Raw genomic sequence first — 24,569 nt, 5'->3', positions numbered from 1 at the left:
GGTGATGAGATTGTGCCCTTATGAACAATTAGCTTGACTTCTCCCCCGTAAGGCAATTGCTACAGAACAAAGGTAAAAACCTATGAAATGTCCTAAAGCGGGGACAGGATAAAAATTTTCTTGTGTTAGTGATGTCAGCAAAAAAGTAACAGTTACCCAAAAGATTGATTTTATCCCCGATTCACATCTATACAAAAAGATAAGTATTTGAGCAAATAGAATTCCAAAGCAAAGTAATCCAACTATGCCAGTTTCTAGAATGATGTGCAAAAAAAGCATGTGAGCATTATCACCGGAATCTACTGCGCTCCCAAAACCCGTTCCCAAAAACCATCGACTGGGATCTTCATCTAAGAAATCAATCCGTTCCTGCCAAATTTCATCTCGACCACTCAAGTTTTCAGAATTATTTGCGTTCAATAATGTTTTTTGACGGTCAAAAATCGAATCTTCATCTGGATTGTAATTCTCTTGATTGAATAGCGAAATCATCATTTGTCCAAACATTATTGCAGGAATACTTCCCAAAACTGAAGTTACGAGTATCATTACTGCATAAGTTGGTTTTTTGAACCAATATATCGTTGCAAATGCTAGCATTCCTGCCAAACCAGCTCGTGACCCAGTTAAAAAAGAGGCCAAGATAGATAGAAATAGAAATATATTATCGGATATCTCTTTTTGAGCAAAGGTTAAGTGTATTCTCAGACTCACGATCATCAGAACCTGAATTCCTCCATAGGCATGGTTGTAACCTATGGTTCCCCAGCCATCCCCAAAGCGTTCGGGAATATACCTGCTCCAGGGACCAGCCACATCCGGACTTTGAGGTAAATGTGCTGTCAGTGTTGCTAGGGGTAGAATCGAAAAAAATGTCAGTATAATTCCCAGACAAACGAATACTAAAACAAAATCAATAATACGTCTTAAAATATTTATGCGTTCTGGTGTGAGAGGAATATGTGCAGTTATCCAAAAGATACTAATAAACTCTACCAATCGATAGATTTGGAAAATACCAAACTTAATGCCTGAGGCATCCTTGTCAACCCAAGCTAAATATGATGTGTATGACAATATACTTCCATAAAGAACAAGTACAAGAATCAAAAATATCCTTTTATTAGCATGTGATGCCGGCGAAACACACCGAAAATTGAGCAAAAACATTAATACAAGCAGACCAACCGCGAAGTCCGATAAATTAGGCCATATAGCCCATGTACCAATAGGTAAAAGAGGAATCGTAAAGCTTTGGGAAAGTAAGTAGAAACATAGAGCAAAAAATAATCCCTTCGTGCGTCGCAGCGTTAATGGTGAAGCAACAGCATAATTTTTCTGCTCCAGAGATTTAGGGTTTGTTTTGAATTGCATAGGTAGATTTTTCAAGGTAAAGCTTCTCCAATTCCTTACAGCCAGCCTGAATATTAAATGGACTTTGTTGAATTTGCATGATGGCTTTTGCTTGATTATTTTCTGACTTAACCTGCTGCATAGCTAAGATTGCTTCAGCCCATATGGAAGCTGATTTTGATAGTGAGAGTTGCCGCATCAGGGGCTTGACTACCTTGACTTCTTCTGTAATGACATCTGAGAATAGGCAGGGTAGTCCTGCCGCCTGTGCTTCCAGCAAAACTAAGGGTAGCCCTTCGTGGAGGGACGGCAAGAGGAATACATCCATAACACTCCCCATCAGTTGGGGTACGTCAGGTCGGACACCTGCAAAGATAACATGGTCAACCAGCCCCACCTTTTGCACCTTAGCCTCGATTTCTGGGCGTAGTAGACCGTCACCCACCAGCAAAAGCCGCATTTTCGGTTCTCGCTGGACACACTCTACCGCGATGTCCACCAAAAACTGATGATTCTTTTGTTGATCAAATTTGCCAACATGACCAATAACAAAAGCATCTTCAGGAATTTTGAATTCAGCGCGGACAACAGCTGCATCAACGGACTGCTGAAATGGAGTTGGGTCAATGCCACAGTAAAAAACCTGCCAACGGGGGTCTGTTTTCCAAGCAGAACCAAACAAGTCTGTTGTTGCTTGGTAACTGCATCCCAGACCCATAGTTGCATTTTGGGAAATCCACCTTTTTGTTATGTTGTAATACAAGCTTCGATACAATCCGGTTTTTGCTTTCTGCGCGGAAGTGTCGTTGTGGCTGTGAGCTATGCGGCAAGGCACGCCTGCCTGCCGTGCTAACCTCAGAATATAGCCGCTAAAGTGATGGAGATGGCTGTGAACGACATCATAAGGCCCGTACTCGTGTAGGATTTGCTTAAAGTTGGTAGCATAGCTCCAAAGATTCCAGCGATGTAGGGGACAGGGGATAATTTGACTACCAAGAGCGCGGATTTCCTCGTCGTAAGCGAAAGGATCTGTCGTATGAACCAAAAAGTCCATCCGCAATCGATCTCGGTCAATATGTCGCAAGACATGCATAAGCCAGGTTTCGGCACCTCCACGAACCATCCCACTAACAACATGAAGGATATGGATAGTCCGCCGATCAACCGGTGTCATCGTTGACTCTCTTTCAAACTTTCTGGTTTGAACCACTCTAGATAGCTTGATTTCAGATTGCATAGATTTAATTTCTAAGTTCTAAGATGGAAACTACTTCTTTGCGTTCGGGAATTTTATAGAGTGCATGAACGATGACTGCCAAACTGAAAACTATTTGGACAATAGCTGAAAGAACTAGCGCGATCGCAGCTGCTTGCAGTCCTCTAGTTGGAATTAACCACAGACAAGTTACAGCTGACATCCCCGTAGCTGAAGCAAACAAAGGAATTTGAATACGGAAGTACCTGGCTGCTGTCATGCCATAACCTAGGAAAGAAGCAACATAACCGATGCCAGCAGCAACCATCAGCCACACGAATAAATCCGCCTGTTGAGCAAATTCAGGCTTGTACAGAAGGGTTAGTAGCTCCCGACCTCCAATCAGAGCTACTAGAACAGCTACACCACCTAGTACGGCACCTATACCTGCCAACTTGACGAGCAGGGTGCTAAAAGCTTTGCGATCCCCCGTCGCGTAGTATTTCGCCAGACGCGGACTGGCTGATTGCCCTAGTGCAAGCACCACCATGTTCCCTGCCACCATCAGGTAAGCCATAGCAGCAAAGATGCCGAGTTGTTGCTCACCCAGGTATCTGGCGATGATGTATCGAGGGATACTATCGTTAAGCGAAATCAGCATCATTACCAAACCCATAGGCAGAGCTAGCCATACCAGTCTTGAGAGGGTTTTAAGGTTCCACCGAGGGTGTAATGCCCCTCTCTCGGATGTACCGTTGTTGAGGATGAATATGCTACTGCGAATGTCGTAACCAACAAGCACCGCAGCCCAGGCCAAGATCAACCCCAGTACCCCCCCTACCAGATGGTGTGATATGTAGATTCCCATACCAAGTAACAGCAGGGATAATGGTCCTTTAATCATCAGCGACATCGCCATTCGATCCATCCGTTCGTGCTGCTGAATTAGCCCGTAATACACATCGCTAATAGACTCGAATGCCTTTGCTAAACCGACTAGCAAAATCACTAGCGATGTCTCCCACTGGTATCCAGATATCAGAGTAATCGTTGCAATTGCTATCAGTGCTAGTGTCGTACTCAGCAGCCTCAGCCCCAGGTAATCGCTAAACAGATACTGCTTTTTGGCGTCTGTTGCCTGGATGGCTCGTAGTTGCAAATTTGTCAACATAATTACGGGTGCTGTGACAGCCAATCCCAAGGTAAACTGCCCTACCATCTCTGAACTACCCAATTTAGCCAGCACTACCAGCATTCCCCACTGACAAGCAGCGTAGACAGCATTACCTATAAAAGTCCAGGAGAAATTACGACGGAGTGTTAGTGGCTTACTTTCTTGCATATACTTGCATATATCTTAGTGATTGTCTCAATTTGTATCAAAATCTCTCGATCAATTATTTAAAACTCGGTAGCCAACTAATTATTTTTGTCTTGGAACTAGAGCGAAAAAGCTTGTATTATTTTTTCTATTCGTATATATTTCACTCCTTTGAACTAAGCAAGTTTTTTGATTGTCCTAAACTTGATTACACACCTGTTGGTTTCACTTTTGCCAGCATATTCCCATTTGTATTTGCCATAACAGCACTATTTATTGAACTATTTACATGCCAATTATTTTCTAAGTATTTAGGTTGATATCCTGACACCAGTTGCTCAAGCAAAAACAGGATAGAATTTGCATCGTTTTTCGCTGATGCTTGGCATAAAGCTTCTACTGTAATAGCCAGATTTTCTGGAATAATTCGACTGGCATTTTTGACAACAAGTAGTTTGGCGTGTTCGGTTGGTTCGTATTCTTCTCCTGCAATCAATAATTCCTCAAATAACTTTTCTCCTGGTCGTAACCCTGTGAATACAATCTCAATATCTTTGTTGACTTCGTATCCAGAAAGGCGAATTAATTCTTTTGCCAAATCAACAATTTTCACTGGTTGACCCATGTTCAGCATTAACACTTCGCCAGTGCGACCAAGTACTGTAGCCTGCAAAACCAGTTGCACTGCTTCTGGAATGGTCATGAAATAACGACAAATTTCGGGATGGGTGACTGTTACTGGGCCGCCTGCGGCAATTTGTTTTTTGAAGGTGGGAACGACGCTACCCCGACTCCCCAAAACGTTGCCAAAACGCACGGCAACATAATGGTTACCGCTTTCTCTAGCGGCTTGCAACACCAACATTTCGGCAACTCTCTTACTGGCCCCCATGACATTGGTGGGATTAACTGCCTTATCTGTGGAAATCATCACAAAATGTTTCACATCGTATTGCAGTGCCAAGTCCAGCAAATTTTTTGTCCCCAGCACGTTATTGGTGATTGCTTCTGGTGGATTTAATTCCATGAGGGGAACGTGCTTATGCGCTGCTGCATGAAAAATCACGTCGGGTTGGAATTTCTCAAAAGCGTATTTAAGGCGATCGCGATCGCGAATATCGCCAATGAAGGCATAAATACGCGGGGTATATCGTTGTGCTTTCCCATCTTCTTTCAGCACTTGTATCAGTTGTTCTAATTCTTGCTGGATAACGAACACAGAATTTTCTCCGTGTCCTATTAGCATCATTTCAGCTGGGCGGCACTTGCAAATTTGACGGCAAAGTTCGCTACCAATCGATCCACCTGCACCTGTAATTAGTGTTTTCTTACCTTTGAGAAATTGGGAAACTCGCTCAATATCTGTCTGTACGGGTTCGCGTCTGAGCAAATCCTCAATGCGTACATCGCGAATGCTATCTACGCGTACACGGCCATTGAGGATTTCATGTACGCCAGGTAAAGTGCAAGTGTGAGTTCCTGTTGTTTTGCAAATATCGACAATTTCCCGAATTACTCGTCCTGCAACTGTCGGCATCGCAATGATGACTTTATGGATTTGCAGTGAATGTATGGCATCAGGAATTGTGTGGCGATCGCCAACTACAGGTATGCCGCGAATGCGCGCGTGTAATTTTCGAGGATCGTCGTCAATGAAGGCAACAGGATGAAAACCTAGTTGGGGATTTCTTTGCATTTCTTGCACAAGGGAAACGCCTGCACTACCAGCACCCACTACCAACACCCGTTCCCGTGATTTGAATGATGCACGTCCTTGGTAGACTCTTTCCACAGCCCTCACACTGAAACGCAGCGCCCCTATGAAAATACATGAAAGCAATCCATCAATAAACGGCAGCGATCGTGGCAGTTTTTCTATAGCAACATGCGGTATGTATTGAAGAGAATTAAATAACAGGGTTTGGAAAACCACTGTAGCCGTTACTAGCATGGCAATGTATGTCAGTTCCTCAATGCTTGCATAACGCCAATAACGCTTATAAAAACCAAAACTCCAAAATACACTTAGTTTTACTATTAAAAACAGTATTGTGGCATTTGCTAGATCCGGTATGTATGATTCCACAACAAGATTGCCATCTAAACGCAAAAACAGCGCTAAGAATGGTGTGATTAGAAAAACAATAATATCAAAAATCAAAAAATGATGGTTTCTCAGCTTCAGCAATTGACACAATAAAGTGTTAATCGAATCTCGCATGAAGTGAGAAAATCTGAATGAGAAATTCATAATTATAAAAACCTCCAGTGCAATCTGCACAAGCATCTGGCTTGGGTAGAAACAACCAAACTCAAAACCGAGTAAATATAGTCAATTCACCTAAAGACAACGGTTGCTAATTTTGGTTATACCATCTCTGCAATTCGTCCTTCTTTACTAGTAAATAGACAGCAGACATAGAGAAAGAAGGTAACTTTGGAGAGACTGAGATCGCTAAGACCATCAAAGCCTAACTCCGTACATTAACAATCACTTATTTAATTAGGGTTGGATATTGGGGTAATCAACAATAGCCTGAGAAGCCTGGAAATAAATATCTGGCAAGTAGTTACATCTAAAGTATTTATATTGAGTTTCTCCAAAAGCTTACTAAAAGTCAACAGATCAACAATGAAATTACTTCTGATGTAATCAGAGAACTTTTTTACAGAAAATTCTATTGACTATTATTTGTAAGTATGCTTATTGCAGATTACCAATAGATTTTAGCTTAGGCAGTAAGGGTTCGAGCAACTGCCAATCCGCATTATTTAGGTTAATAGAATAAACTCTGGTAGACATTAGAAAACCCCACACCCTGGTAACAAAAATTACATTATCTTTTCAAAACCAGATAATATGTAAACCTTTTATTTCTATAGCGTTTATTAAGCAACTGAGGTACACTTAAATCTTTTTTACCAAGGTTAGTAGTTTTGAAAACGTACCTCACCAGGTCGGAAACCGCTATATGAAAAACAGGTTTTCAACAATCATAAGAGTATCATAAAAATATTTTTTTTGCTTATTTAAATAAATTTACATTTGTTGCTACTCGTGTTTGTAATTAAAGTTTGGTATTCAATGTTCATCGATATGCACTGAGATAGCGATCGCAAATACATTGAAGAAGGCAGCTATGCTGGAGGCAGAAGGGCTGATAAAGCTTAATCTATCAAGCTAGAGCAAGCTGAAATCACTACTAACTTTAGAAAGAAAAGCAAAATATATTCTCATATACAAAAAACTTAACTTTTACTTCCTTCTTTTGATAGAGGAGAAGGAAGAACAGAAGCCGTTAACTTCTTAGTGGGTGTTAAGTTTACTCGGAGGATTCCCTGGACTGGATTTAAGGCTCATCCCTTGTCTCCGTATACTTCTTGGTTAGGGAATCCTTTGAATTTTCTTGCGGGATCATCTGAAAACATCGCAATAATTTTGCACACAAAATTATTACATAAAGACTCTGCAAATCTCTGCACCTAGCTCTGTGTATCTCTGCGTTTAAAATCGCTAATTTTTTTGCAAAGCCGTGCTTAGTTTATATGTACTAGTAAACGGATTTGATATAAGAGGAACGATCGAGTGCGATCGCACCTCAAATAATTTCCTCTACACCCCCCATACCCCGAAACTCCATACTTGGGCTGAGGGCTATTCGCTTCCATAGCTAACTACTTAATTAAAATTGAATTTGTGGTTAGTTATTGGTTGGTAGTTGTCCTAAACAACAAACAACCAAATCAATAAATACGTTTATTCACACCTATACCTTTGATGCTATACAGAAGATTTGGCCGTACAGAATTACAGATGCCTGTGTTTTCCTGTGGGGGTATGAGATACCAATATAAATGGAAGGATGTGCCGCAGTGGCAGATTCCCCGTGACAACCAGGAAAATTTAGAAGCGACAATTCGACGGGCAATAGAAGTAGGCATTAATCATATTGAAACTGCCCGTGGTTATGGTTCTTCTGAGATGCAGTTGGGGCGGATTTTGCCAAAGTTGCCTCGCGAACAGTTAATTGTTCAGACCAAAGTCAGTCCTAAGGCAGATGCAAAAGAATTTCAACGCGATTTTGAAAAATCACTACGAAACTTGCGATTAGACTATGTTGATTTGTTGGGAATTCATGGTATTAACAATGCTGAATTCTTAGATTACAGTATCCGTCCCGGTGGTTGTCTGGAAGTAGCAAGAAAACTGCAAACACAGGGGAAAGTTAGATTTATTGGCTTTTCTACACACGGATCAACAGACATTATTATCCAAGCAATTCATACCAACCAATTCGACTACGTTAATCTGCATTGGTATTACATTAATCAGTGGAATTGGTCTGCAATTGAAGCTGCTACCCATCACGATATGGGTGTGTTTATCATTAGCCCATCTGATAAAGGAGGTAAGTTATACGATCCTCCGCAAAAGTTAGTCAAACTTTGCACTCCTTTGAGTCCAATGGTGTTTAATGATTTATTTTGTCTCAGCCATTCCCAAGTGCATACTCTCAGTCTAGGTGCAGCAAGACCAAAAGATTTTGATGAACACCTGAAAACTTTAGAATTGTTGGATAACGCCTCGGAAATTCTGCTACCAATTTTGTCACGTTTAGAGCAAGAGGCCATAGCAATTTTGGGAGAAGATTGGGTAAAAACTTGGCATCTCAACTTACCTACCTACGACCAAACTCCTAGTCAGGTCAATATTCCGGTGATTTTGTGGCTGAGGAATTTAGCGATCGCCTATGATATGCTTGACTACGCCAAAACGCGCTACAACCTGCTTGGCAATGGTAGTCATTGGTTCCCTGGTAATAAAGCAGACCAAATGGATAAACTAGACTTGCAACAATGTCTAAACCGTAGTCCCCACGCTGACAAAATTCCCCACTTTCTTGCACAAGCACATCAAATGTTGAGTGGTGAAGCAGTCCAGCGTTTGTCACAAAGTTAACTGTTTGTCATTTGTCATTTGTCATCGGTCATTGGTTATTTGTCATTGTTCATGTATATTAGATTACCTTCTGGCTCTCTTTTTTAAGGGTTTACGACTTTTTGACTCTCTCTTTATTGGCTGGTCTCTAGCCAGTCCCCAAGATATGTATACACCTTAGCCTTAGCAAGGAGAGGAGATAGGGGTGAGGTGTACTCTATCCAAATCGGCGTATGTTGGGGTGTTAACTTCCTTGGGGAACATAGCAGAATTTAGTATCTATAGAACTTAAAGTTTCAGTAAGCTATTTCATCTCTTTTCAGATAAATGTGGTAATTTTACTGAATATATCGAAACCATAATCCGAAATCCAGGAATTTGACTTTGTAGTTTAGTCTATTCTCACAAAAGCGCGATTTACCCTTTTTTATTAAGTTGCATTTATGAATCTAGAGATATCTAGTCAAGTCTTGAGATGGGGTGTGAGAGTTTTTGGCGTGGGTATACTGAGTGCATTTGTTACAATAACGAACCTCACTCAACCAAGCTATGCTGGAGACGCTACCTTCCGTTGCGATACGAGCAAATACAAAGGCAAAACTATACCCACAACCTTTGTTTTCACCCAAGATGGGAGGAAACTGCCGCTTATTAATTGGGTTTCGGACTCTTTTACGGGGTTGACAACTCAGCAACGCTGTCAGCAGGTAACTTACAGATTTCAAAGAAGCTATGACCAAGGTACGCTGAGATATATCAAGACAGGTATTCTCAACGGACAACCAGTCTTATGTGCCACTCCTCAAAAAAACGCTGCTTGCACAGATAAAACTTTATTATTCACTCTTAAGCGTGGCAGCGATCCCGATGCTACTGCACGCCAATTATTCGATCGCCGTGCTTTGGCAGCGGGAAATGCCACAAATCAAAGTGGTGGCGACACGAGCAACGATCCGGTGAATATCGATGTCGAAGCTTACCTATACTTTGGATCATCTCAGCCAAAAATCCTGAAATGAATTGGCGTCAATTAACACTGGTTGCCTGTGTTGGCGGGTTATGCTTCACGCTGTCATATCTTAGAGAGTACAGCTGAACTTTTTTTCATGTTATCAAGGTAATCAACCGTCATCGTTGGGAATAACTTTCTGCGATCGCCATTCACATCCTGATAACTTGCACCAGTTGCAGTATCGGGAGGCGGAGCCTCCAAAACCTAGTTACCAGGTTGAACCTGGTAACGAGAATAAATGAGAGGTGATAAGTTAGGGATCTGTGTGTTTGGTGTAGAGTGTGCGATCGCCAGAAGAAGTTTCAGAGTTAATTTCTAATGATTTCACCATTGTGTCTGCGGTTGGCAAAAACTTATCGTAAATATCTTTTTCTGCTGTGTAGATAATTGCGTAAGCTTTACCTTCTTTCAAAGTAAACACTTGCAAATTTTTTAAACTGTAGTCCCTATCTTTTACGGTAAAGACTAATTCTTTCCCTGATTTATTTGCAAAAGTCCTGTTACTTGTATGCTCAATCTTCCCTGCTACTTGATTTTCAATTTCCTTAATTGAGGAATCGCTATATTCATTTAACGTCCCTGAAAAATATTCAACAGTTATTGTCACCTTTTCTTGGAATTTGTCTGCACTACTTTCTGTTGGTGACAAAAACGCAACCACTTCACCAGTAATAGGGTTGTTTATCTCTTGTTTTTCCCAGCTTTGTGGATATTTCATTTTTATCCCCAAAGCAGAATTTTGATATATTAAGAAATTCTCGGCAGGTTTTCTGCTGAGCAGAAATATAATACTTGTGCCAAGTGCTGCGACTATTGGCAATCCAATTAGAAGTTTATGAGTGAAAAATTTTTGGGATGGTGTTGATGTGAGAGTTAGTGTAGAGCCAGAGATTGACGTTTTTGCAGCCTGTGGTGTTGTTAAGGTAGCGGGTATTAACCCCTTTAAAGCTTGCAAAGCTTCTTCTGCTGATTGGTAGCGATCGCGAAAATCATAACGCACCATTTTGTCTAAAATATCTGCTAGTTTTTGGCTAACTTGCGCTTGATTGCGCCAAATAATTTCACCTGTATTAGTATCTTTTGATAATTGAAGTGGAGGTATTCCTGTTAAAGTTTGAATACCAATGATTCCCACTGCATAAATATCACTTCTAAAATCTGGATGACCATTAGATTGTTCGCTAGGCATATAACCAGCAGTACCAATAGCAACAGTTTTATGTTTTTGCCCCTGAGAATTAACTATTTGGGTACTAATTTGTTTAACCGCGCCAAAGTCAATCAGTACAATTTTGCCACCTTGCCGTCGTATTATATTTGATGGTTTGATATCTCGGTGAATAACACCTTGTTGATGAACAAAGATTAAAACTTCCAGAATATCTTGTAAAAGTTTAAATACATAAGCTTCACTCAGCTTTTTACCCAGAAGCAATTCTTTGCTCAGGTCATGACCTTCGATGTATTCTTGAACCAAATAGAATTCCTGATTTTCCTCAAAGTGAGCCAAAAGTCGCGGGATTTGCTCATGCTTCCCTAAGTTTTCTAGTATTTCTGCTTCTTGGTTAAAAAGACGTCGTGCTTCCCGTAAAGTGTGTGGGTCTGTAACCATTGGTTTAAGCTGCTTAACAACGCACTTAGGATTCCCTGGCCGTTGTATATCTTCGGCTAAAAAAGTAACACCAAACCCCCCCTTCCCGATTTGGTCGAGAATTTGGTAGCGTCCACCAAGCTTTTGACCCACTATTACAGTCGCCATAGGTACTGGAAGTTACCACTTTATTTGATATTGATTTTCGCACAGAATTAAAGTTGCTGATATATACAGAATCTTTAAAGAAGTACACGATTAACCTATGAAACTCAGCCTGTGCATGATTGTTAAAGATGAAGAAAAAGCACTACCCAAATGCTTGGGCAGCGTCAAAAATGTGGTAGATGAAATGGTAGTGCTAGATACGGGTTCTAGCGATCGCACTCCGCACATTGCCCAGAAGTTTGGTGCGAAAGTGTACCATTTTCAATGGTGTAATGATTTCAGTACTGCTCGGAATGAAGCTCTAAAATATGTCACAGGTGATTGGGTTCTAGTCTTAGATGCGGATGAAAAACTGTCGCAAAAAATTATACCGCAGTTGCGAGAGGTAATCGAAAGGGAAGAATATCTACTTATTAACCTCGTCCGCCAAGAAGTAGGAGCGGTACAATCTCCCTATTCGCTGGTTTCTCGTCTATTTCGCAATCATCCAGAAATTCGTTTTTCCCGTCCTTACCACGCCTTAGTAGATGATAGCGCCACCGAGATTTTATGCCAAGAACCTCACTGGCAGATAGGTTATTTGCAAGGCGTAGCAATTCTGCATTCAGGCTATCAAAAAAATACCATTACCCAAAACAACAAACACACCAAAGCACAAGCAGCAATGGAAGAATTTCTCGCTACTCATCCCAATGACCCTTATGTTTGCAGTAAGTTAGGGGCATTGTATGTAGAAACTGGGAAAATATCTGAAGGTGTGAAGTTATTAACCAGAGGAATTACTGCTGTTGAAGAAAACTACGATATTTTGTACGAACTTTACTATCATTTAGGTATTGCCTACAGTCGTTTGCAAAATCCCAAACAAGCTATTGCCCACTATCAAGCTGCAATCAAATTACCTATTTACCCCATGCTTAAGCTAGGAGCATACAATAATTTGGGCAACTTACTCAAAGCCACTGGAGATTTAAAAAGTGCAAAGACTGCTTACGAAACAGCTTTGAAGATTGACCCCACCTTTGCCACGGGACATTACAATTTGGGAATGACTTTCAAAGCAATGGGTTTATTTACAGATGCGATCGCATCTTATCAAAAAGCAATTCAGTTAAATCCCAACTACGCAGATGCCTATCAAAACTTAGGGGTAGTGCTGCTGAAACTGGGCAATTTACAGGCTAGTTTAACAGCATTTCGCATGGCGATCGCTCTGCATGAAAAACACAATCCCCAAGAGGCGCACCGACTGCGGCAAGGGTTGCATGAGATGGGGTTGATTTAGGAGGAGATTAGGTATCGGGGATAGGGTATCGGGGATAGGGTATTGGGTATTCCTAATCCCCATTGCCCCTAATCCCTAGTCCCCAGTCCCCAGTCCCCAGTCCCTTAAATATGGGCAATCCATCCTGAAATACCAACAATTCTCCCGGCTGAATTGGCGTCCAGACTTCGTTGTCAGTCAGAGGAGTGGTAGCAATAACCGCAACGCGATCGCTAGGTGTGGTCAATTCACTAAAATCTACAGTCACGTCTTCGTCAATCAAGTGGGCAGCAGCAAATGGCGCTTGCCGTACAATGTAGCAGAGTTTGGTTGAACAGTGAGTAAAAAAGTGTTCTCCATTTGTTAATAAGTAATTAAACACACCTATTGAAGAAATTTTGTCAGTTATTTCTCTTAAGACGGAGTACAATTCTTCCAGAGAAGGTTCACCAAAAGGAAAGCGTTCTCGCAAAGTTTCCAATATCAGGCAAAAAGCTTTTTCACTATCGGTATTGCCCACAGGTTGGAAAGACTGCAAGCCTAGGGGATTAAAATCTGGTAAATCGCCATTGTGGGCAAACACCCAATATCGCCCCCACAGTTCGCGACGGAAGGGATGGCAGTTTTCTAGAGCAATTTCACCCTGAGTAGCTTTGCGGATGTGGGCAATCACATGAGTCGAGTGAATGGGATAGTGTCGCACAAACTCTGCTATGGGAGAACTAACAGAGGATTTGGCGTCTATGAAAATCCGACATCCCTTTCCTTCAAAAAAAGCAATGCCCCAACCATCGCGATGGTCGTCAGTTTTTCCTCCCCGTGCCGCAAATCCGCTAAAACTGAAGCAAATATCTGTCGGCACATTACAGTTCATACCCAACAATTGACACATGACGGTTGCAGTTCTGAACCTGGACTTGCCTGTGGGATTAAGATACCTCAGAATGCGTCAATTTGTCTGGTGCGATCGCTTCAATATCAAGATTTATCTTTGTGCAAAAAAGACCCGAAGCACAGCACACGCCAGGTGATGGTCGTCATCCTCCTGGACTTTGAGTTTGAATACCAAACTCGGGTTTTGCGAACTTACCTGGATATTTCTTCTGAAAATACGCTTCCAGCACTTGTAAAACCATCGGCCCGCAAACAGTACCACCGTGATCTCCAGAGTTTTCACCAAATGCTACAACCACAATTTCTGGTTTGTTGCTAGGGGCATAGGCACCAAACCAAGTATGATTGGGACGACCAACACCAGCTTCTGCTGTACCGCTTTTTCCAGATGTTGGGGGAATTGATGGCACATTCAAACGCTTTCCTGTACCCTCGGTAATGACCTTCCGCAGTCCATCGCGCAGCACTGCGATCGTTGAAGGTTTCATGTTTAAAGATGAGCGCCAGTTTTTTGCTTCTTCATGGTCTTTGAGCACATGTGGTTTAATGCGAAACCCTCCATTTGCAGGGACAGAGAACATAATCGCGGCCTGCAATGGCGTGACTTGCAACGCACCTTGACCAATAGACATATTGATGGTGTCGCCTACTGTCCAAGGCATTTTCCAAACTTTTTGTTTCCATGTCCGATCTGGAACCAAACCTTTGGATTCTTCTGAGGCGAACTCAAAACCAGTTTTTTGACCAAACCCATATTTGCGAGTCCATCCGATGAGAGTGGGCCCACCAACTTTTCTACCAACTTGGTAGAAAAAGGTATCACTACTCATCGCCATTGCTCCCGGAAATCCCAACGGCCCAAACCCAGCGTGATTCCACTCTCCAAAAGTCACACCGCCCACAGTGAGGGAACCGTAAGTTTGTAATATGGAGTCAGGAGAAAATTTCCCTGATTCCAGTCCGGCGGTTGTAGTGATAATCTTGAAAGTACTGGCGGGTGGAAAGGCGCTGAGGGCGCGATTGACTAGGGGATGGTCTTTAGTTTGGACACTTTCCCAATCTTTTTGGCTCAATTTTTGCTTAGAGAAAATATTCGGGTCAAAGCCAGGGTAAGACACCATTGCTAAAATAGCACCGTTATTTGGGTCAAGTGCCACAACTGCCCCTCTGCGATTACCCAAAGCTTTATTAGCTGCTAATTGCACATCCAAATCTAAAGTCAAGTGTAAATCATTACCAGCTTTAGCTTGCTTCTCTCCCAAAACCTTTTGCGGGCGTCCGGCACTATCCACCTCCACCTGCTGACCACCCCATTCACCCCGCAACACTTTCTCATACGCCTTTTCCACACCCATCTGACCAATGACATCTCCTAGTCGATAACCGTCCTTTTCCTTTTCTTTCAACTGTTGGGAGGTTAGCTCACGCGTATATCCTAATACATGTGCTAGCTCCTTTCCATGTGGATAATAGCGTACGGCTTCCGTATGAATTTCTACTTCCTGGAGTTCGCTTTCATACTCCTTTAATGCAGTAATTTCTGCATCATTGAGGTCACGCTCAATCCGCACCAGAGAAGTGGAACGAGGCCCGGCCTCTTCTAGTTTTTGTTCAATATCCTCTAGAGGAATTTTGAGAATTTGCGACAGCCGCGAACCTACTACAGACCAAGATGGTTTGGTGTGAGCCATTGGCCATAAGTATACAGAATGAGGATAGCGAGTGGTAGCTAATAATTTACCATTACGGTCAAAAATATTACCTCGCTCTGGCTGTTTGGGAATTATGCGAATCCGGTTTGATTCTGCTCGTTGCCGAAACTTTGCTCCTTCCAAAATTTGCAGATATGCCAAACGAGCCTCAATACCAGCTGACATCACTAATGTGAATAAAATTAAAAATATGGACTGATAACCTCGTCCGACCGTTCGTGTAGATTTTTTAGCACCCATTCGAGATGATTGTGATAAAGACATAAGGCAAAAATAGATTCCAAGATTGTGTTTGTATGTATAAAATTATTCTCAATAACCAACCGAGAGTTAGTAACAAATAATCTAAAAAGTATATTCCTTATAAATCTTTTTTGCCCGGTACAATGAACCTAGATGTAATATTTAGTTCATCTACTTAACTAGTTTGTTTCACAAAAGCACATGAAGGGGACTGGGGATTAGGGCATAAAAAATTATGAATTATGAATTATGAATTATGAAATTTTCAGCCCAATCGCATTCATCATTCATAATTCTCACCAGTACCCAATCCCCATTGCCCCTAATCCCCACTCCCTTGCGGTCGTGGGGGCCCCGAGTTCCCCAATACCCAATACCCGATACCCAATTCCCAGTACAATTACTGTTTTCTAAGTAAGGACTATGGCCCATAGTGTGACGCAAAATCAGGGGGAGACGATGACCTTTGAGTCCTTTGATGTTGAACTGCGTAACGTCTTCAAGTTTTTTCACCAAGAGCCAGCAGTACATGGAATAGATTTGGATGTTAGGCGGGGTGAGTTTTTTAGTATCCTTGGTCCATCTGGCTGCGGCAAGACAACTACGCTACGTTTGATCGCAGGGTTTGAAAGAGCTGATGCTGGAAAGGTTTTGATCCAGAGTCAGTCTATGATTAACGTTCCCCCTTATCGCCGACCAGTCAATACTGTATTTCAAAGCTATGCTCTGTTTAACCACCTGAATGTGTGGGATAACATTGCTTTTGGACTCCGGTTAAAAAAATTACGTAAAGCTGAAATAGAAAACAGAGTCAAAGAAGCTTTACAACTAGTGAAAATGGAAGGTTTACGAGCGCGCTTTCCCAGTCAACTCTCGGGCGGTCAACAGCAACGAGTAGCATTAGCGCGGGCATTAGTCAACCGTCCGGTTGTCTTGCTGTTGGATGAACCTTTGGGAGCGTTAGATTTAAAACTCCGTAAGGAAATGCAGGTAGAACTCTCCAACTTACACAAAGAACTAGGCATGACCTTTGTGATGGTGACACACGACCAAGAAGAAGCCCTATCTTTGAGCGATCGCATTGCCGTCATGAATCATGGCAAAATTGAGCAAATTGGCACGCCCAGTGAAATCTACGAAAACCCCCAGACAGCCTTTGTAGCAGAATTTATCGGCGATACAAATTTATTCGAGGGTGAGATTGCAGAAGTAGACGCTTCCAGCGTGCAAATCGTAACAAACACAGGACTAAAAATAACCGTCTCTCGCTTTGTTGATACACCCGCTGAATTATTACAAGCAGTAGTAATAAGCGTACGCCCAGAAAAAATTCAACTTTCGCTTTATAAACCTAGTGTGCAAACTAACTGCTTTGAAGGGCGATTAGTCAACATCATGTATTTAGGAACGCATATTAATTATGTCGTCGAATTGAAAAAAGGCGTACGTATTACAGTTATGCAACCTAACATTTTCGGCAGTTTACCAGATCCCAACACACCCATCTACGCTTGGTGGACTGAAAATGATTGTTTAGCTATTAGTCAAGAGTCAAGAGTCAAGAGTCAAAAGCAATAAATGTCGAGTAAATATTTTCAACAATTACGTGTTTATAAATTATCAGAAAAGTTAGCTGATGAAATTTGGATAATTGTTGAGGGGTGGAATTTGTTTGCAAAGGATACGATAGGTAAACAGATTGTACGATCAGCAGATAGCATTGGTGCGAATATAACAGAAGGTGTAGGGAGAGGAAGTTATCAAGATAACCGACGATTTATCAGAATGGCAAGAGGTTCTTTAAACGAAACTCAACATTGGCTTAGACGAGCTTATCAGCGTAACCTACTAAATACTGAACAAGTAGATATACTCAAAAAAATAATTAATGATCTAAGACCCCAATTAAACTCATATCTAAAATCTGTTGGCAATGTTCCTGAAGAATAATGAACCTTAATTTTTAACTCTTTGACTCTTGACTCTTGACTCTTGACTTTTTGACTAATGACCAATGACAAACAGACGCAAATTCTTACAATGGTTCACAGCACTTTCTAGCTTATCTTTAGCTAGTTGTAGTTGGAGACTTGCTGACGTGCGTGCCACTTCCATCACTAAAGGTTCGCGAGAGCAACTAGATATCTACACTTGGACACAATACATAGACCAAGAATTATTGAAAACCTTTACTGCTCAAACTGGCATCAAAGTACTCACGGATGTTTATGATTCTAATGAAGTCATGCTGAATAAGTTACAAGCTGGCAGTGGTGGAACTTATAGCGTGATTTACCCATCCGATTATATGGTGCAAAAGATGGTGGAAAATGGATTATTAACAGAACTAAATCATCAGCAAATCATTGGTTTAGATAATTTATTTTCCCGTTTTCAAAATCCAATTTATGACCCCAATAATCGCTACAGTATTCCATTTTGCTGGGGGACAACAGGTTTAATTTATAATTCCGAAATTATCAAAACACCGCCGGAAGATTGGGACTATCTTTGGCAGAACCAAGAACAACTCAATAAGCGGATTACTTTGTTAGATGATGTCCGGGAAGTGATGGGCGCGGTATTGCGGATGCTGGGTTATTCCTACAATTCCAAAAATGAAAATGAAATCAAACAAGCTTATGAAAAATTGCAGGTTCTTAAACCCGCTATAGCTGCCTTTGATACTGATGCTTGGCGCAATCAAATTGTGGCAGGAGATTTAGTATTGTCAATGTGTTATTCATCCGATGCCGTCAAAATTACTCAAGAAAACCCTAAATTCAAGTATGTGGTTCCTAAAAGTGGTTCCTCACTCTGGACTGACACAATCATCATCCCAAAAACGGCTCCCAATCCAGATGGTGCTTATGCTTGGATTAATTTTATCCTTCAACCAGAAGTAGCAGTTCAAATGAGCGAACGCCTATGGATAGCTACGCCCAATCAGGCTGCTTTTGAGCTATTGCCCAAGAAAATACAGAATAATACTAATTTATTTCCTCCAGAGTCAATATTAGTAAACTGTGAACGAATTACTCCTCTAGGAGAAATTGAAGAAGTTTACGATCGCTATTGGACAGAATTAACTAGTGCTTGAAGACAGAAACAAGTCAAGAGTCAAGAGTCAAAAGTCAAGAGTTAGTGCTTATTCTCCTACTTTCTCCCTTCCCCTACTTCATAATTCATAATTCATAATTTCAAACTGTGTCTACTCAAATTCCTCGTTCTTCAATCGATTCCACCAATGAAGTTGCCGCAATCCCAAAACGGCAACGTTCACAATTCGTCTGGTTGCAACCTTTAATATTGCTAGCACCAGCAGGAATTTGGTTGTTACTGCTACTGGTGCTACCAACGCTGATAATTTTTCAGTTGAGTCTGGTACCAGGAATTCGGCCGGGGGATTTGGTAATTCCCAGTGGCTTCGATAACTACATCCGGATATTTGAACCCCTGTATCTGCGAGTTATTGGGCGATCGCTCTTTTTTGCTGTCAGTACTACAGTCATTTGTTTAATCTTAGGCTTCCCCGTCGCCTATTGGATCGCTCAAATAGCACCAAGGCGTTGGCGAAATTTGCTCCTCATCGGCTTTGTGTTACCGTTGTGGACTTCTTCTTTACTCCGTTCCTATGCTTGGATTACAATTTTGCGCCCTACAGGTTTACTCAATACAGTCTTAACTAGTTTGAGTTTGCCTAGTTTAGATTTATTTAACCGTAGTTCGGCTGTCTTAATTGGCATGAGTTACAGCTTACTGCCTTACATGGTCTTGATTTTATACGCAGCCCTGGAAAAATTAGACAAGCGTTTGCTAGAAGCAGCAGCGGATTTGGGTGCAAATCCCGGACAAGCTTTTTGGAAAGTCACCATACCCCAAACCCTTACCGGCATAGCAGCTGGTTCTTTCTTAGTATTCATCACTGCCTTAGGGGATTTTATCAATCCAAAATTACTAGGCGGTGCTTCCAGCATGACAGCAGCGCAGTTGGTTTATAACCAATTTCTCGGTGCTACCCAAAATTGGGGTTTTGGTTCAGCTTTAAGTATGATGTTGATTTTGATAGTCAGTATCGCGATCGCTCTTTTAATTAAGTTTGGGGATGCCACACCCAAGCGGTAATAAGGAATTGGGAAAGGGGAATTGGGCATTGGGAATTGAAGTACTGATTTTTCCTATGCCCCTTGCCCACTAACTACTAACTACTAACAATCAACAAATGACTAATGACCAATGACTAATGACTAATGACTACTTCTTTTTTTGTTGCGAAATAGAAAGGGTGTATGTATACTGTCCTTGGGATAGCTCCCCGATGTACAGTGAGTAGTTTCCCTTCTGCCAAAAGCCAGACATTTCTGGTTTGCCTCCTGAGTAACTGTCTGGTAAAACGCAGAAGCGTCCTCCAGGCCCATCAATCAATAGTGTCGGCTTTCCATTACCTTCCACCGCTAGCCGTAAGTAAGGCAGTGACTCTGTAACTTCAAGAGTTTGATTGGGTGTAAGGGCAATATTGCCGCAGTCACTTGTTTTTGAGCCACCAGACTCACCATTCAAGACTATCGGATCTGGTTTGAAATTGGGTTCTATTTTTACATTTTCTGCTCGAACAAAGTTAGCATTGGCGAGTACTAAAATTGTCGCCAAGGCTAAGACTGAAGGGACAATATTAAATAATGCAGGTAGTTTCATATTTAATAATGCTCCTGATTTGTTCAAGAGCGATAGATATAATTAATATTCCGAGTTTATAGACGACTATAAATATACTTTTGTTCCGCCAAAATCTGGATAAAATTTGATTAATACTTAAACGCTAAGAGTTTGTCTGGAAAGTGACTAGTGAGAACCCCATGACAGCAACTATTCCTAAAATTCTTGCCTTAGACTTTGATGGTGTAATTTGTGATGGTCTGATTGAATATTTTGAGACATCATGGCGTACTTATTGCCAAGTTTGGTTACTAGCTAACGAGACACCACCAGATGATTTAGCTTCCAAATTTTATCGGCTAAGACCTGTGATTGAAACAGGTTGGGAAATGCCCGTTTTAATCAAAGCTTTGCTAGAGGGAATAGCAGAAGAAGAAATCCTTCAAGAATGGCACAGCATTAATCAAAAAATTTTGCTAGCAGACAATTTAAATGCAAAAGAAATAAGCGCAAAACTTGACAATTTGCGTGATGAATGGATAGCCACAGATTTAAACGGATGGTTGAGCCTACACCGATTTTATCCGGGTGTAATCGATAAAATTAAAGTAACTATTGCTAGTACAACTAAACTATACATTATTTCTACAAAAGAAGGGCGTTTCGTACAAAAACTGTTGCAACAAGAAGGAGTAAATCTAGGGTCAGAAGAAATTTTTGGTAAAGAAGTTAAGCGTCCCAAATACGAAATTATACGCAAATTGATTGAGTTACATAAAATATCACCAGAAACAGTTTGGTTCGTAGAAGACAGATTAAAAACATTGCAATTAGTAGATCGGCAAACAGACCTTAAAGACGTAAAACTTTTCCTTGCAGACTGGGGCTATAATACTCCATCAGAAAAAATCACTGCCCAAAATGACCAACGCATTCAGCTATTATCACTTTCTCAGTTTGCACAAGATTTTTCAGAGTGGTAGTAGATAGTAGTTAGTAGTTAGTAGTTAGTAGATAGTAGATAGTTGTTAACCACTAACCACCAACCACTAACCAATGTAGAGACGTGCCATGGCACGTCTCTACAACCACTAACCACCAACCACTAACCACCAACCACTAACCACTAACAGTCATCACGAGAAGTACATTTATTCACAGCAATTTACTTAAACACAAAAACTCCTGTTGCAAGCGCTGTTGAAAGGCATCCATACCGAAAGTTGCGATCGCCATTTCTCGCAGCCACTGGCCATCACAACGTTGGTCTTCTCTTTTGAGTATTTCTATACAAGCTACTGCCACAGCGTTTGGATCGCGGTGTGGTACTCGCCATCCGAGTTTACCATCTAGCAATGGCTCAGCTGAGCCATCGGCATCACCAGATAGCACTGGTACACCACAAGCCATCGCCTCCAGATAGACAATGCCAAACCCTTCTTGGGAAGGCATAATGTAAGCATCAGCAAGGCGATAGTGTTCTACTAGTTCTTCTGTGGGTACAAAGCCAGCAAAAACAACGCGATCGCTAACGCCTAAATCTTTCGCTAGCTTGGCTAGTCGGGGTTGGTCATCGCCACGACCAATTACTAGATATTTTACTTCTGGGAAGACTTCAGCAATTTGTGGTAAAGCCTGAATTGTGATATCTACACCTTTATAAATATCACCAGACCAAAGTCGTGCCACAGTCATCAATACTTTTGCATCTTGCAAACCATAGTGTTCTAGTAAAGTAGTCGGCTTCTGCCCTGGAGTCAAGCGATCGCCATCCACAGCACAAGGTAATATTTTTACCTGAACAGGATTGAGATTATTAACAGCACAGGCTACCTCACGGGTGTAGCGGCTGATTGTCCAAACTTGTGCTGCTTTTTGCAGGCTGGACTTCATGGCTTTTGGTAATGGTTCCCAAACTTCCTTGCCATAAGTCATCACAGTATAGGGAATTCCCAGAAACTGGCACAACATCCCTACCAAGGGTGCAAGCTTGACATGACCGCAAAAAACATGCTGTGGTCGCTGGCGGATCAAATGAGTGAATAACGCTGCTGTCATTCTCACTCGTCCTAGTAGAGGAGATGTAGTTTTAAAGTAATGAAACTTGAAACGGTCTGATTCAAAAGGATTGGTGCAGCCAGGAGTATCTCGGAGTATAAAAACTTCTGCACGTAGCGGTTTGCTTAATCCCAGATAAGCTTGAAACACATCCTTGACATAAGATTGAATTCCACCCTCGCAGCTAAAAATTTCTAAAAATACGAAGACATGGTCAACTTGTGTGGTTAGTTGTTGACTTAAACCTATGTTTTCTCCGACTTGAGGAGTTAGCATTTTCTTTCTATAGTCGTTATCACTTCCAGGCAACGGATAAACTCACACCATTTAGCTGTTGCGCTTACACATTGCACTTTTTTTCGTTAAGATCGTCATCTGTCCTTTGTCAAAAGCTAATGACTAATGACCAATGACTAATGACGACCCTCACAAGCAATTGTGCAAATTTAAGGTGTTACAGCTTTTTACTTCAAAACAGGAAGGGTTAAGTATAAAAAATGAAGAATATCCCACAAAGTATAAATTTAGGGATACGTAACTTTGATACTTTCAAATCCTAGCAAACTAGCCAGACTAACTCGAATGCTGACATTACGGTAATGAATATATTTTTTTTGTAAATACTTATTTTTATTTTTACACAAAATTATTTAAATTCAAGTAATAATACTGATAAAATACCACTTTTCAACTAAGCCTTTAGCTTCAAACTGCCCAGCTTTTGATTTTGGATCAAAGCCTAAATTCGGATCTAGTTTCAATGCTTTTTGGAACATAGCAACCGCACGTCAAAACGTCAAAACTGCCTTTTTGCGCCTGTTGCTTGCCTTCTGGAACCAAGCACTCCGCTTTTGCTTCTTGTGTTTATAGTCCTTGGCCCAACGACGCGGTAAAAAGAAAGCAATCATTGCTTTTCTATATAACTGCGCTTCCTTCAGGCAAAGCAAGCTGACTCGAATAAAAGTCATTGCAAAAGCCTTAGTGCTTATAATTTAACATTGTCAAGGTATCTAAAAAATAAATAATATGTGGTAAAAGATATGGTAAAAGAATATTCATACCGTATTTATACCAACAGAGATGAGTTTTGGATTTGAGTGCATTCTACAGAATATGCAAAATACACAGTATTTAACCGATCTGAATTACGGGGATTTAGACGTAGTTAGAGAACAGGCAATCAAACTACACAATCAGAAACAGATTTTATCCGAATATTTCGAGTAGCCCAAAAAAGAAGCTTAAATCCACGTAAATGCGGTGAGGCAATTACGACAATTTGTCAACTGATGAGATTATGAATAGGAGCATTGCTTTTTACAGCATAAAAATCCACAAGATTACTTAGGATTAGCTTGAATAAATGCTTATTTGTGCCTTGCGATCGCCAGTAAATATCTCAAACACTAATTTTGACGTATAAGCTGGCTGGTTTTGTAAGCCATTTAATCGCACGATCAAAAGCTAGCTACAGTATGGCTTCGTAGCTTTGCAGAGATCTTTTATTTAAGCTATGGCATCGAGTATAAGGATGAATACACTTATTCCTGCTTGTGAGAGTAAGCCTATCCCTTCTTTGCTCTCTCGCTACTTCTTCTGATGCCTGTTTAAGCTGTCGCGCCTACAAGTTGCACTTTTTATAACCTGAAATCCTGAGTGCAAAGCTTTCTAACAAAAAATTTGTATAACCCACACGGAAATCATTGCCTAACTCGTGTTTGTCATTGTACGCGACGCTCTGCGTTGGTGCTATTTCTTCCCATGCTTGTTTATCTGCTGCCTAACCTCTCTGAACGAGGAAACTTTGAAACCTACAAAGCTTAAGGAGAAAACGAATGATTTATAAGCCCGCTCTTGCTGTACCTGGATTACTGCTGGTCTTGGTGGTGCAATCTGCACTAGCACACGTACCGTGCCCGCCGGAGTCACAACCACAACCCCAACCAAAACCACCTTCTTACGGGCAACCACCTTCCCACGAGCAACCCCCATCCAAAGGACAACCGCCTTCCCAAGGACAGCCTCCATCCCAAGAGCAACCACCTTCCCAGGAACAACCACCTTCTCAAGGACAGCCTCCATCCCAAGAGCAACCACCTTCCCAGGAACAACCACCTTCTCAAGGACAGCCTCCATCCCAAGAGCAACCACCTTCCCAGGAAC

Annotated in this window: 19 protein-coding genes and 1 pseudogene; 10 read left to right on the top strand and 10 right to left on the bottom strand. The window is 41.4% G+C overall.

Annotation, left to right across the window (positions count from 1 at the left end):
- Nucleotides 1–18: 18 nt before the first annotated feature.
- The 4 genes from HXY43_RS05905 to HXY43_RS05890 form a co-directional block, all read right to left on the bottom strand.
- A complete protein-coding gene (locus HXY43_RS05905; protein WP_290881107.1) occupies nucleotides 19–1,389 on the bottom strand; it encodes an O-antigen ligase in 1,371 nt (456 codons plus the stop codon).
- Nucleotides 1,352–2,527 carry a glycosyltransferase family 1 protein gene (locus HXY43_RS05900; RefSeq protein ID WP_290881105.1) on the bottom strand — a complete coding sequence of 392 codons (1,176 nt, stop codon included), beginning with the start codon at nucleotides 2,525–2,527 and terminating at the stop codon, nucleotides 1,352–1,354. The genes HXY43_RS05905 and HXY43_RS05900 overlap by 38 nt, the downstream gene beginning before the upstream one ends.
- A gap of 67 nt (nucleotides 2,528–2,594) precedes the next feature.
- On the bottom strand, nucleotides 2,595–3,890 hold the full coding sequence (locus tag HXY43_RS05895) for an oligosaccharide flippase family protein (protein ID WP_290881102.1): 1,296 nt from the start codon (nucleotides 3,888–3,890) through the stop codon (nucleotides 2,595–2,597).
- A gap of 187 nt (nucleotides 3,891–4,077) precedes the next feature.
- Nucleotides 4,078–6,120 carry a nucleoside-diphosphate sugar epimerase/dehydratase gene (locus tag HXY43_RS05890; RefSeq protein WP_290881099.1) on the bottom strand — a complete coding sequence of 681 codons (2,043 nt, stop codon included), beginning with the start codon at nucleotides 6,118–6,120 and terminating at the stop codon, nucleotides 4,078–4,080.
- A 1,527-nt stretch (nucleotides 6,121–7,647) separates the two neighbouring features.
- Here HXY43_RS05890 and HXY43_RS05885 point away from each other — a divergent pair.
- Nucleotides 7,648–8,829, top strand: a complete 1,182-nt coding sequence (locus HXY43_RS05885) for an aldo/keto reductase (protein ID WP_290881096.1) — start codon at nucleotides 7,648–7,650, stop codon at nucleotides 8,827–8,829.
- Nucleotides 8,830–9,251: 422 nt separating this feature from the next.
- On the top strand, nucleotides 9,252–9,827 hold the full coding sequence (locus tag HXY43_RS05880) for a COP23 domain-containing protein (protein ID WP_290881094.1): 576 nt from the start codon (nucleotides 9,252–9,254) through the stop codon (nucleotides 9,825–9,827).
- 246 nt (nucleotides 9,828–10,073) lie between these two features.
- Here HXY43_RS05880 and HXY43_RS05875 read toward each other — a convergent pair whose 3' ends face one another.
- A complete protein-coding gene (locus HXY43_RS05875; RefSeq protein WP_290881092.1) occupies nucleotides 10,074–11,579 on the bottom strand; it encodes a serine/threonine-protein kinase in 1,506 nt (501 codons plus the stop codon).
- 115 nt (nucleotides 11,580–11,694) lie between these two features.
- Between HXY43_RS05875 and HXY43_RS05870 the strand changes: the two genes are divergently transcribed.
- Entirely contained in the window at nucleotides 11,695–12,864 is a 1,170-nt protein-coding gene (locus tag HXY43_RS05870; RefSeq protein ID WP_290881147.1) for a tetratricopeptide repeat protein, read from the top strand.
- Between the two features lie 52 nt (nucleotides 12,865–12,916).
- Here HXY43_RS05870 and HXY43_RS05865 read toward each other — a convergent pair whose 3' ends face one another.
- Nucleotides 12,917–13,735: a class II glutamine amidotransferase gene (locus tag HXY43_RS05865; RefSeq protein WP_290881089.1), complete on the bottom strand. Its 819-nt coding sequence runs from the start codon at nucleotides 13,733–13,735 to the stop codon at nucleotides 12,917–12,919.
- On the opposite strand from HXY43_RS05865, the gene HXY43_RS05860 reads away from it, so the two are divergent.
- Entirely contained in the window at nucleotides 13,734–13,874 is a 141-nt protein-coding gene (locus HXY43_RS05860) for a hypothetical protein (RefSeq protein WP_290881087.1), read from the top strand. The genes HXY43_RS05865 and HXY43_RS05860 overlap by 2 nt on opposite strands.
- A gap of 6 nt (nucleotides 13,875–13,880) precedes the next feature.
- Here HXY43_RS05860 and mrdA read toward each other — a convergent pair whose 3' ends face one another.
- Nucleotides 13,881–15,713, bottom strand: a complete 1,833-nt coding sequence (gene mrdA / locus HXY43_RS05855) for a penicillin-binding protein 2 (protein WP_290881085.1) — start codon at nucleotides 15,711–15,713, stop codon at nucleotides 13,881–13,883.
- A 402-nt stretch (nucleotides 15,714–16,115) separates the two neighbouring features.
- Between mrdA and HXY43_RS05850 the strand changes: the two genes are divergently transcribed.
- The 4 genes from HXY43_RS05850 (at nucleotide 16,116) to HXY43_RS05835 (ending at nucleotide 19,817) form a co-directional block, all read left to right on the top strand.
- Nucleotides 16,116–17,270 (top strand): ABC transporter ATP-binding protein, encoded by a 1,155-nt coding sequence (locus HXY43_RS05850; RefSeq protein ID WP_290881082.1) that lies wholly within the window; start codon nucleotides 16,116–16,118, stop codon nucleotides 17,268–17,270.
- The gene (locus tag HXY43_RS05845; protein WP_290881080.1) at nucleotides 17,271–17,642 is read left to right on the top strand and encodes a four helix bundle protein; all 372 of its coding nucleotides are present in this window, start codon (nucleotides 17,271–17,273) and stop codon (nucleotides 17,640–17,642) included.
- Nucleotides 17,643–17,706: 64 nt separating this feature from the next.
- Nucleotides 17,707–18,792 carry a spermidine/putrescine ABC transporter substrate-binding protein gene (locus HXY43_RS05840; protein WP_290881077.1) on the top strand — a complete coding sequence of 362 codons (1,086 nt, stop codon included), beginning with the start codon at nucleotides 17,707–17,709 and terminating at the stop codon, nucleotides 18,790–18,792.
- 107 nt (nucleotides 18,793–18,899) lie between these two features.
- A complete protein-coding gene (locus HXY43_RS05835; protein ID WP_290881074.1) occupies nucleotides 18,900–19,817 on the top strand; it encodes an ABC transporter permease in 918 nt (305 codons plus the stop codon).
- Between the two features lie 129 nt (nucleotides 19,818–19,946).
- On the opposite strand, the gene HXY43_RS05830 is transcribed toward HXY43_RS05835, so the two are convergent.
- Entirely contained in the window at nucleotides 19,947–20,387 is a 441-nt protein-coding gene (locus HXY43_RS05830; protein ID WP_290881072.1) for a hypothetical protein, read from the bottom strand.
- A gap of 161 nt (nucleotides 20,388–20,548) precedes the next feature.
- Between HXY43_RS05830 and HXY43_RS05825 the strand changes: the two genes are divergently transcribed.
- Nucleotides 20,549–21,331 carry an HAD family hydrolase gene (locus HXY43_RS05825; RefSeq protein ID WP_290881069.1) on the top strand — a complete coding sequence of 261 codons (783 nt, stop codon included), beginning with the start codon at nucleotides 20,549–20,551 and terminating at the stop codon, nucleotides 21,329–21,331.
- A 172-nt stretch (nucleotides 21,332–21,503) separates the two neighbouring features.
- On the opposite strand, the gene HXY43_RS05820 is transcribed toward HXY43_RS05825, so the two are convergent.
- Together HXY43_RS05820 and HXY43_RS05815 are read right to left on the bottom strand one after the other, a co-directional pair.
- Nucleotides 21,504–22,682, bottom strand: coding sequence for a glycosyltransferase (locus HXY43_RS05820; RefSeq protein ID WP_290881067.1), 1,179 nt, complete (start codon nucleotides 22,680–22,682; stop codon nucleotides 21,504–21,506).
- 512 nt (nucleotides 22,683–23,194) lie between these two features.
- Nucleotides 23,195–23,374 (bottom strand): hypothetical protein, encoded by a 180-nt coding sequence (locus HXY43_RS05815; protein WP_290881066.1) that lies wholly within the window; start codon nucleotides 23,372–23,374, stop codon nucleotides 23,195–23,197.
- Between the two features lie 867 nt (nucleotides 23,375–24,241).
- Between HXY43_RS05815 and HXY43_RS05810 the strand changes: the two are divergent.
- Nucleotides 24,242–24,569, top strand: a pseudogene (locus HXY43_RS05810) (hypothetical protein); the annotation flags it as partial.

It is taken from the genome of Fischerella sp. (assembly GCF_013388695.1).
Taxonomy (GTDB): Bacteria; Cyanobacteriota; Cyanobacteriia; order Cyanobacteriales; family Nostocaceae; genus PCC9605.
This window is presented reverse-complemented; position numbering and strand designations above follow the sequence as displayed.

Excerpts from the sequence above, each read along its gene's own strand:
- HXY43_RS05895 (WP_290881102.1), bottom strand. The coding sequence starts at position 3,890 with ATGCAAGAAAGTAAGCCACTAACACTCCGTCGTAATTTCTCCTGGACT.
- HXY43_RS05815 (WP_290881066.1), bottom strand. The coding sequence starts at position 23,374 with ATGACTTTTATTCGAGTCAGCTTGCTTTGCCTGAAGGAAGCGCAGTTA.
- HXY43_RS05840 (WP_290881077.1), top strand. The coding sequence starts at position 17,707 with ATGACAAACAGACGCAAATTCTTACAATGGTTCACAGCACTTTCTAGC.
- HXY43_RS05875 (WP_290881092.1), bottom strand. The coding sequence starts at position 11,579 with ATGGCGACTGTAATAGTGGGTCAAAAGCTTGGTGGACGCTACCAAATT.
- HXY43_RS05825 (WP_290881069.1), top strand. The coding sequence starts at position 20,549 with ATGACAGCAACTATTCCTAAAATTCTTGCCTTAGACTTTGATGGTGTA.
- HXY43_RS05885 (WP_290881096.1), top strand. The coding sequence starts at position 7,648 with ATGCTATACAGAAGATTTGGCCGTACAGAATTACAGATGCCTGTGTTT.
- HXY43_RS05850 (WP_290881082.1), top strand. The coding sequence starts at position 16,116 with ATGGCCCATAGTGTGACGCAAAATCAGGGGGAGACGATGACCTTTGAG.
- mrdA (WP_290881085.1), bottom strand. The coding sequence starts at position 15,713 with ATGTCTTTATCACAATCATCTCGAATGGGTGCTAAAAAATCTACACGA.
- HXY43_RS05890 (WP_290881099.1), bottom strand. The coding sequence starts at position 6,120 with ATGAATTTCTCATTCAGATTTTCTCACTTCATGCGAGATTCGATTAAC.
- HXY43_RS05865 (WP_290881089.1), bottom strand. The coding sequence starts at position 13,735 with ATGTGTCAATTGTTGGGTATGAACTGTAATGTGCCGACAGATATTTGC.
- HXY43_RS05845 (WP_290881080.1), top strand. The coding sequence starts at position 17,271 with ATGTCGAGTAAATATTTTCAACAATTACGTGTTTATAAATTATCAGAA.
- HXY43_RS05900 (WP_290881105.1), bottom strand. The coding sequence starts at position 2,527 with ATGACACCGGTTGATCGGCGGACTATCCATATCCTTCATGTTGTTAGT.
- HXY43_RS05870 (WP_290881147.1), top strand. The coding sequence starts at position 11,695 with ATGATTGTTAAAGATGAAGAAAAAGCACTACCCAAATGCTTGGGCAGC.
- HXY43_RS05860 (WP_290881087.1), top strand. The coding sequence starts at position 13,734 with ATGACGGTTGCAGTTCTGAACCTGGACTTGCCTGTGGGATTAAGATAC.
- HXY43_RS05820 (WP_290881067.1), bottom strand. The coding sequence starts at position 22,682 with ATGCTAACTCCTCAAGTCGGAGAAAACATAGGTTTAAGTCAACAACTA.
- HXY43_RS05880 (WP_290881094.1), top strand. The coding sequence starts at position 9,252 with ATGAATCTAGAGATATCTAGTCAAGTCTTGAGATGGGGTGTGAGAGTT.
- HXY43_RS05830 (WP_290881072.1), bottom strand. The coding sequence starts at position 20,387 with ATGAAACTACCTGCATTATTTAATATTGTCCCTTCAGTCTTAGCCTTG.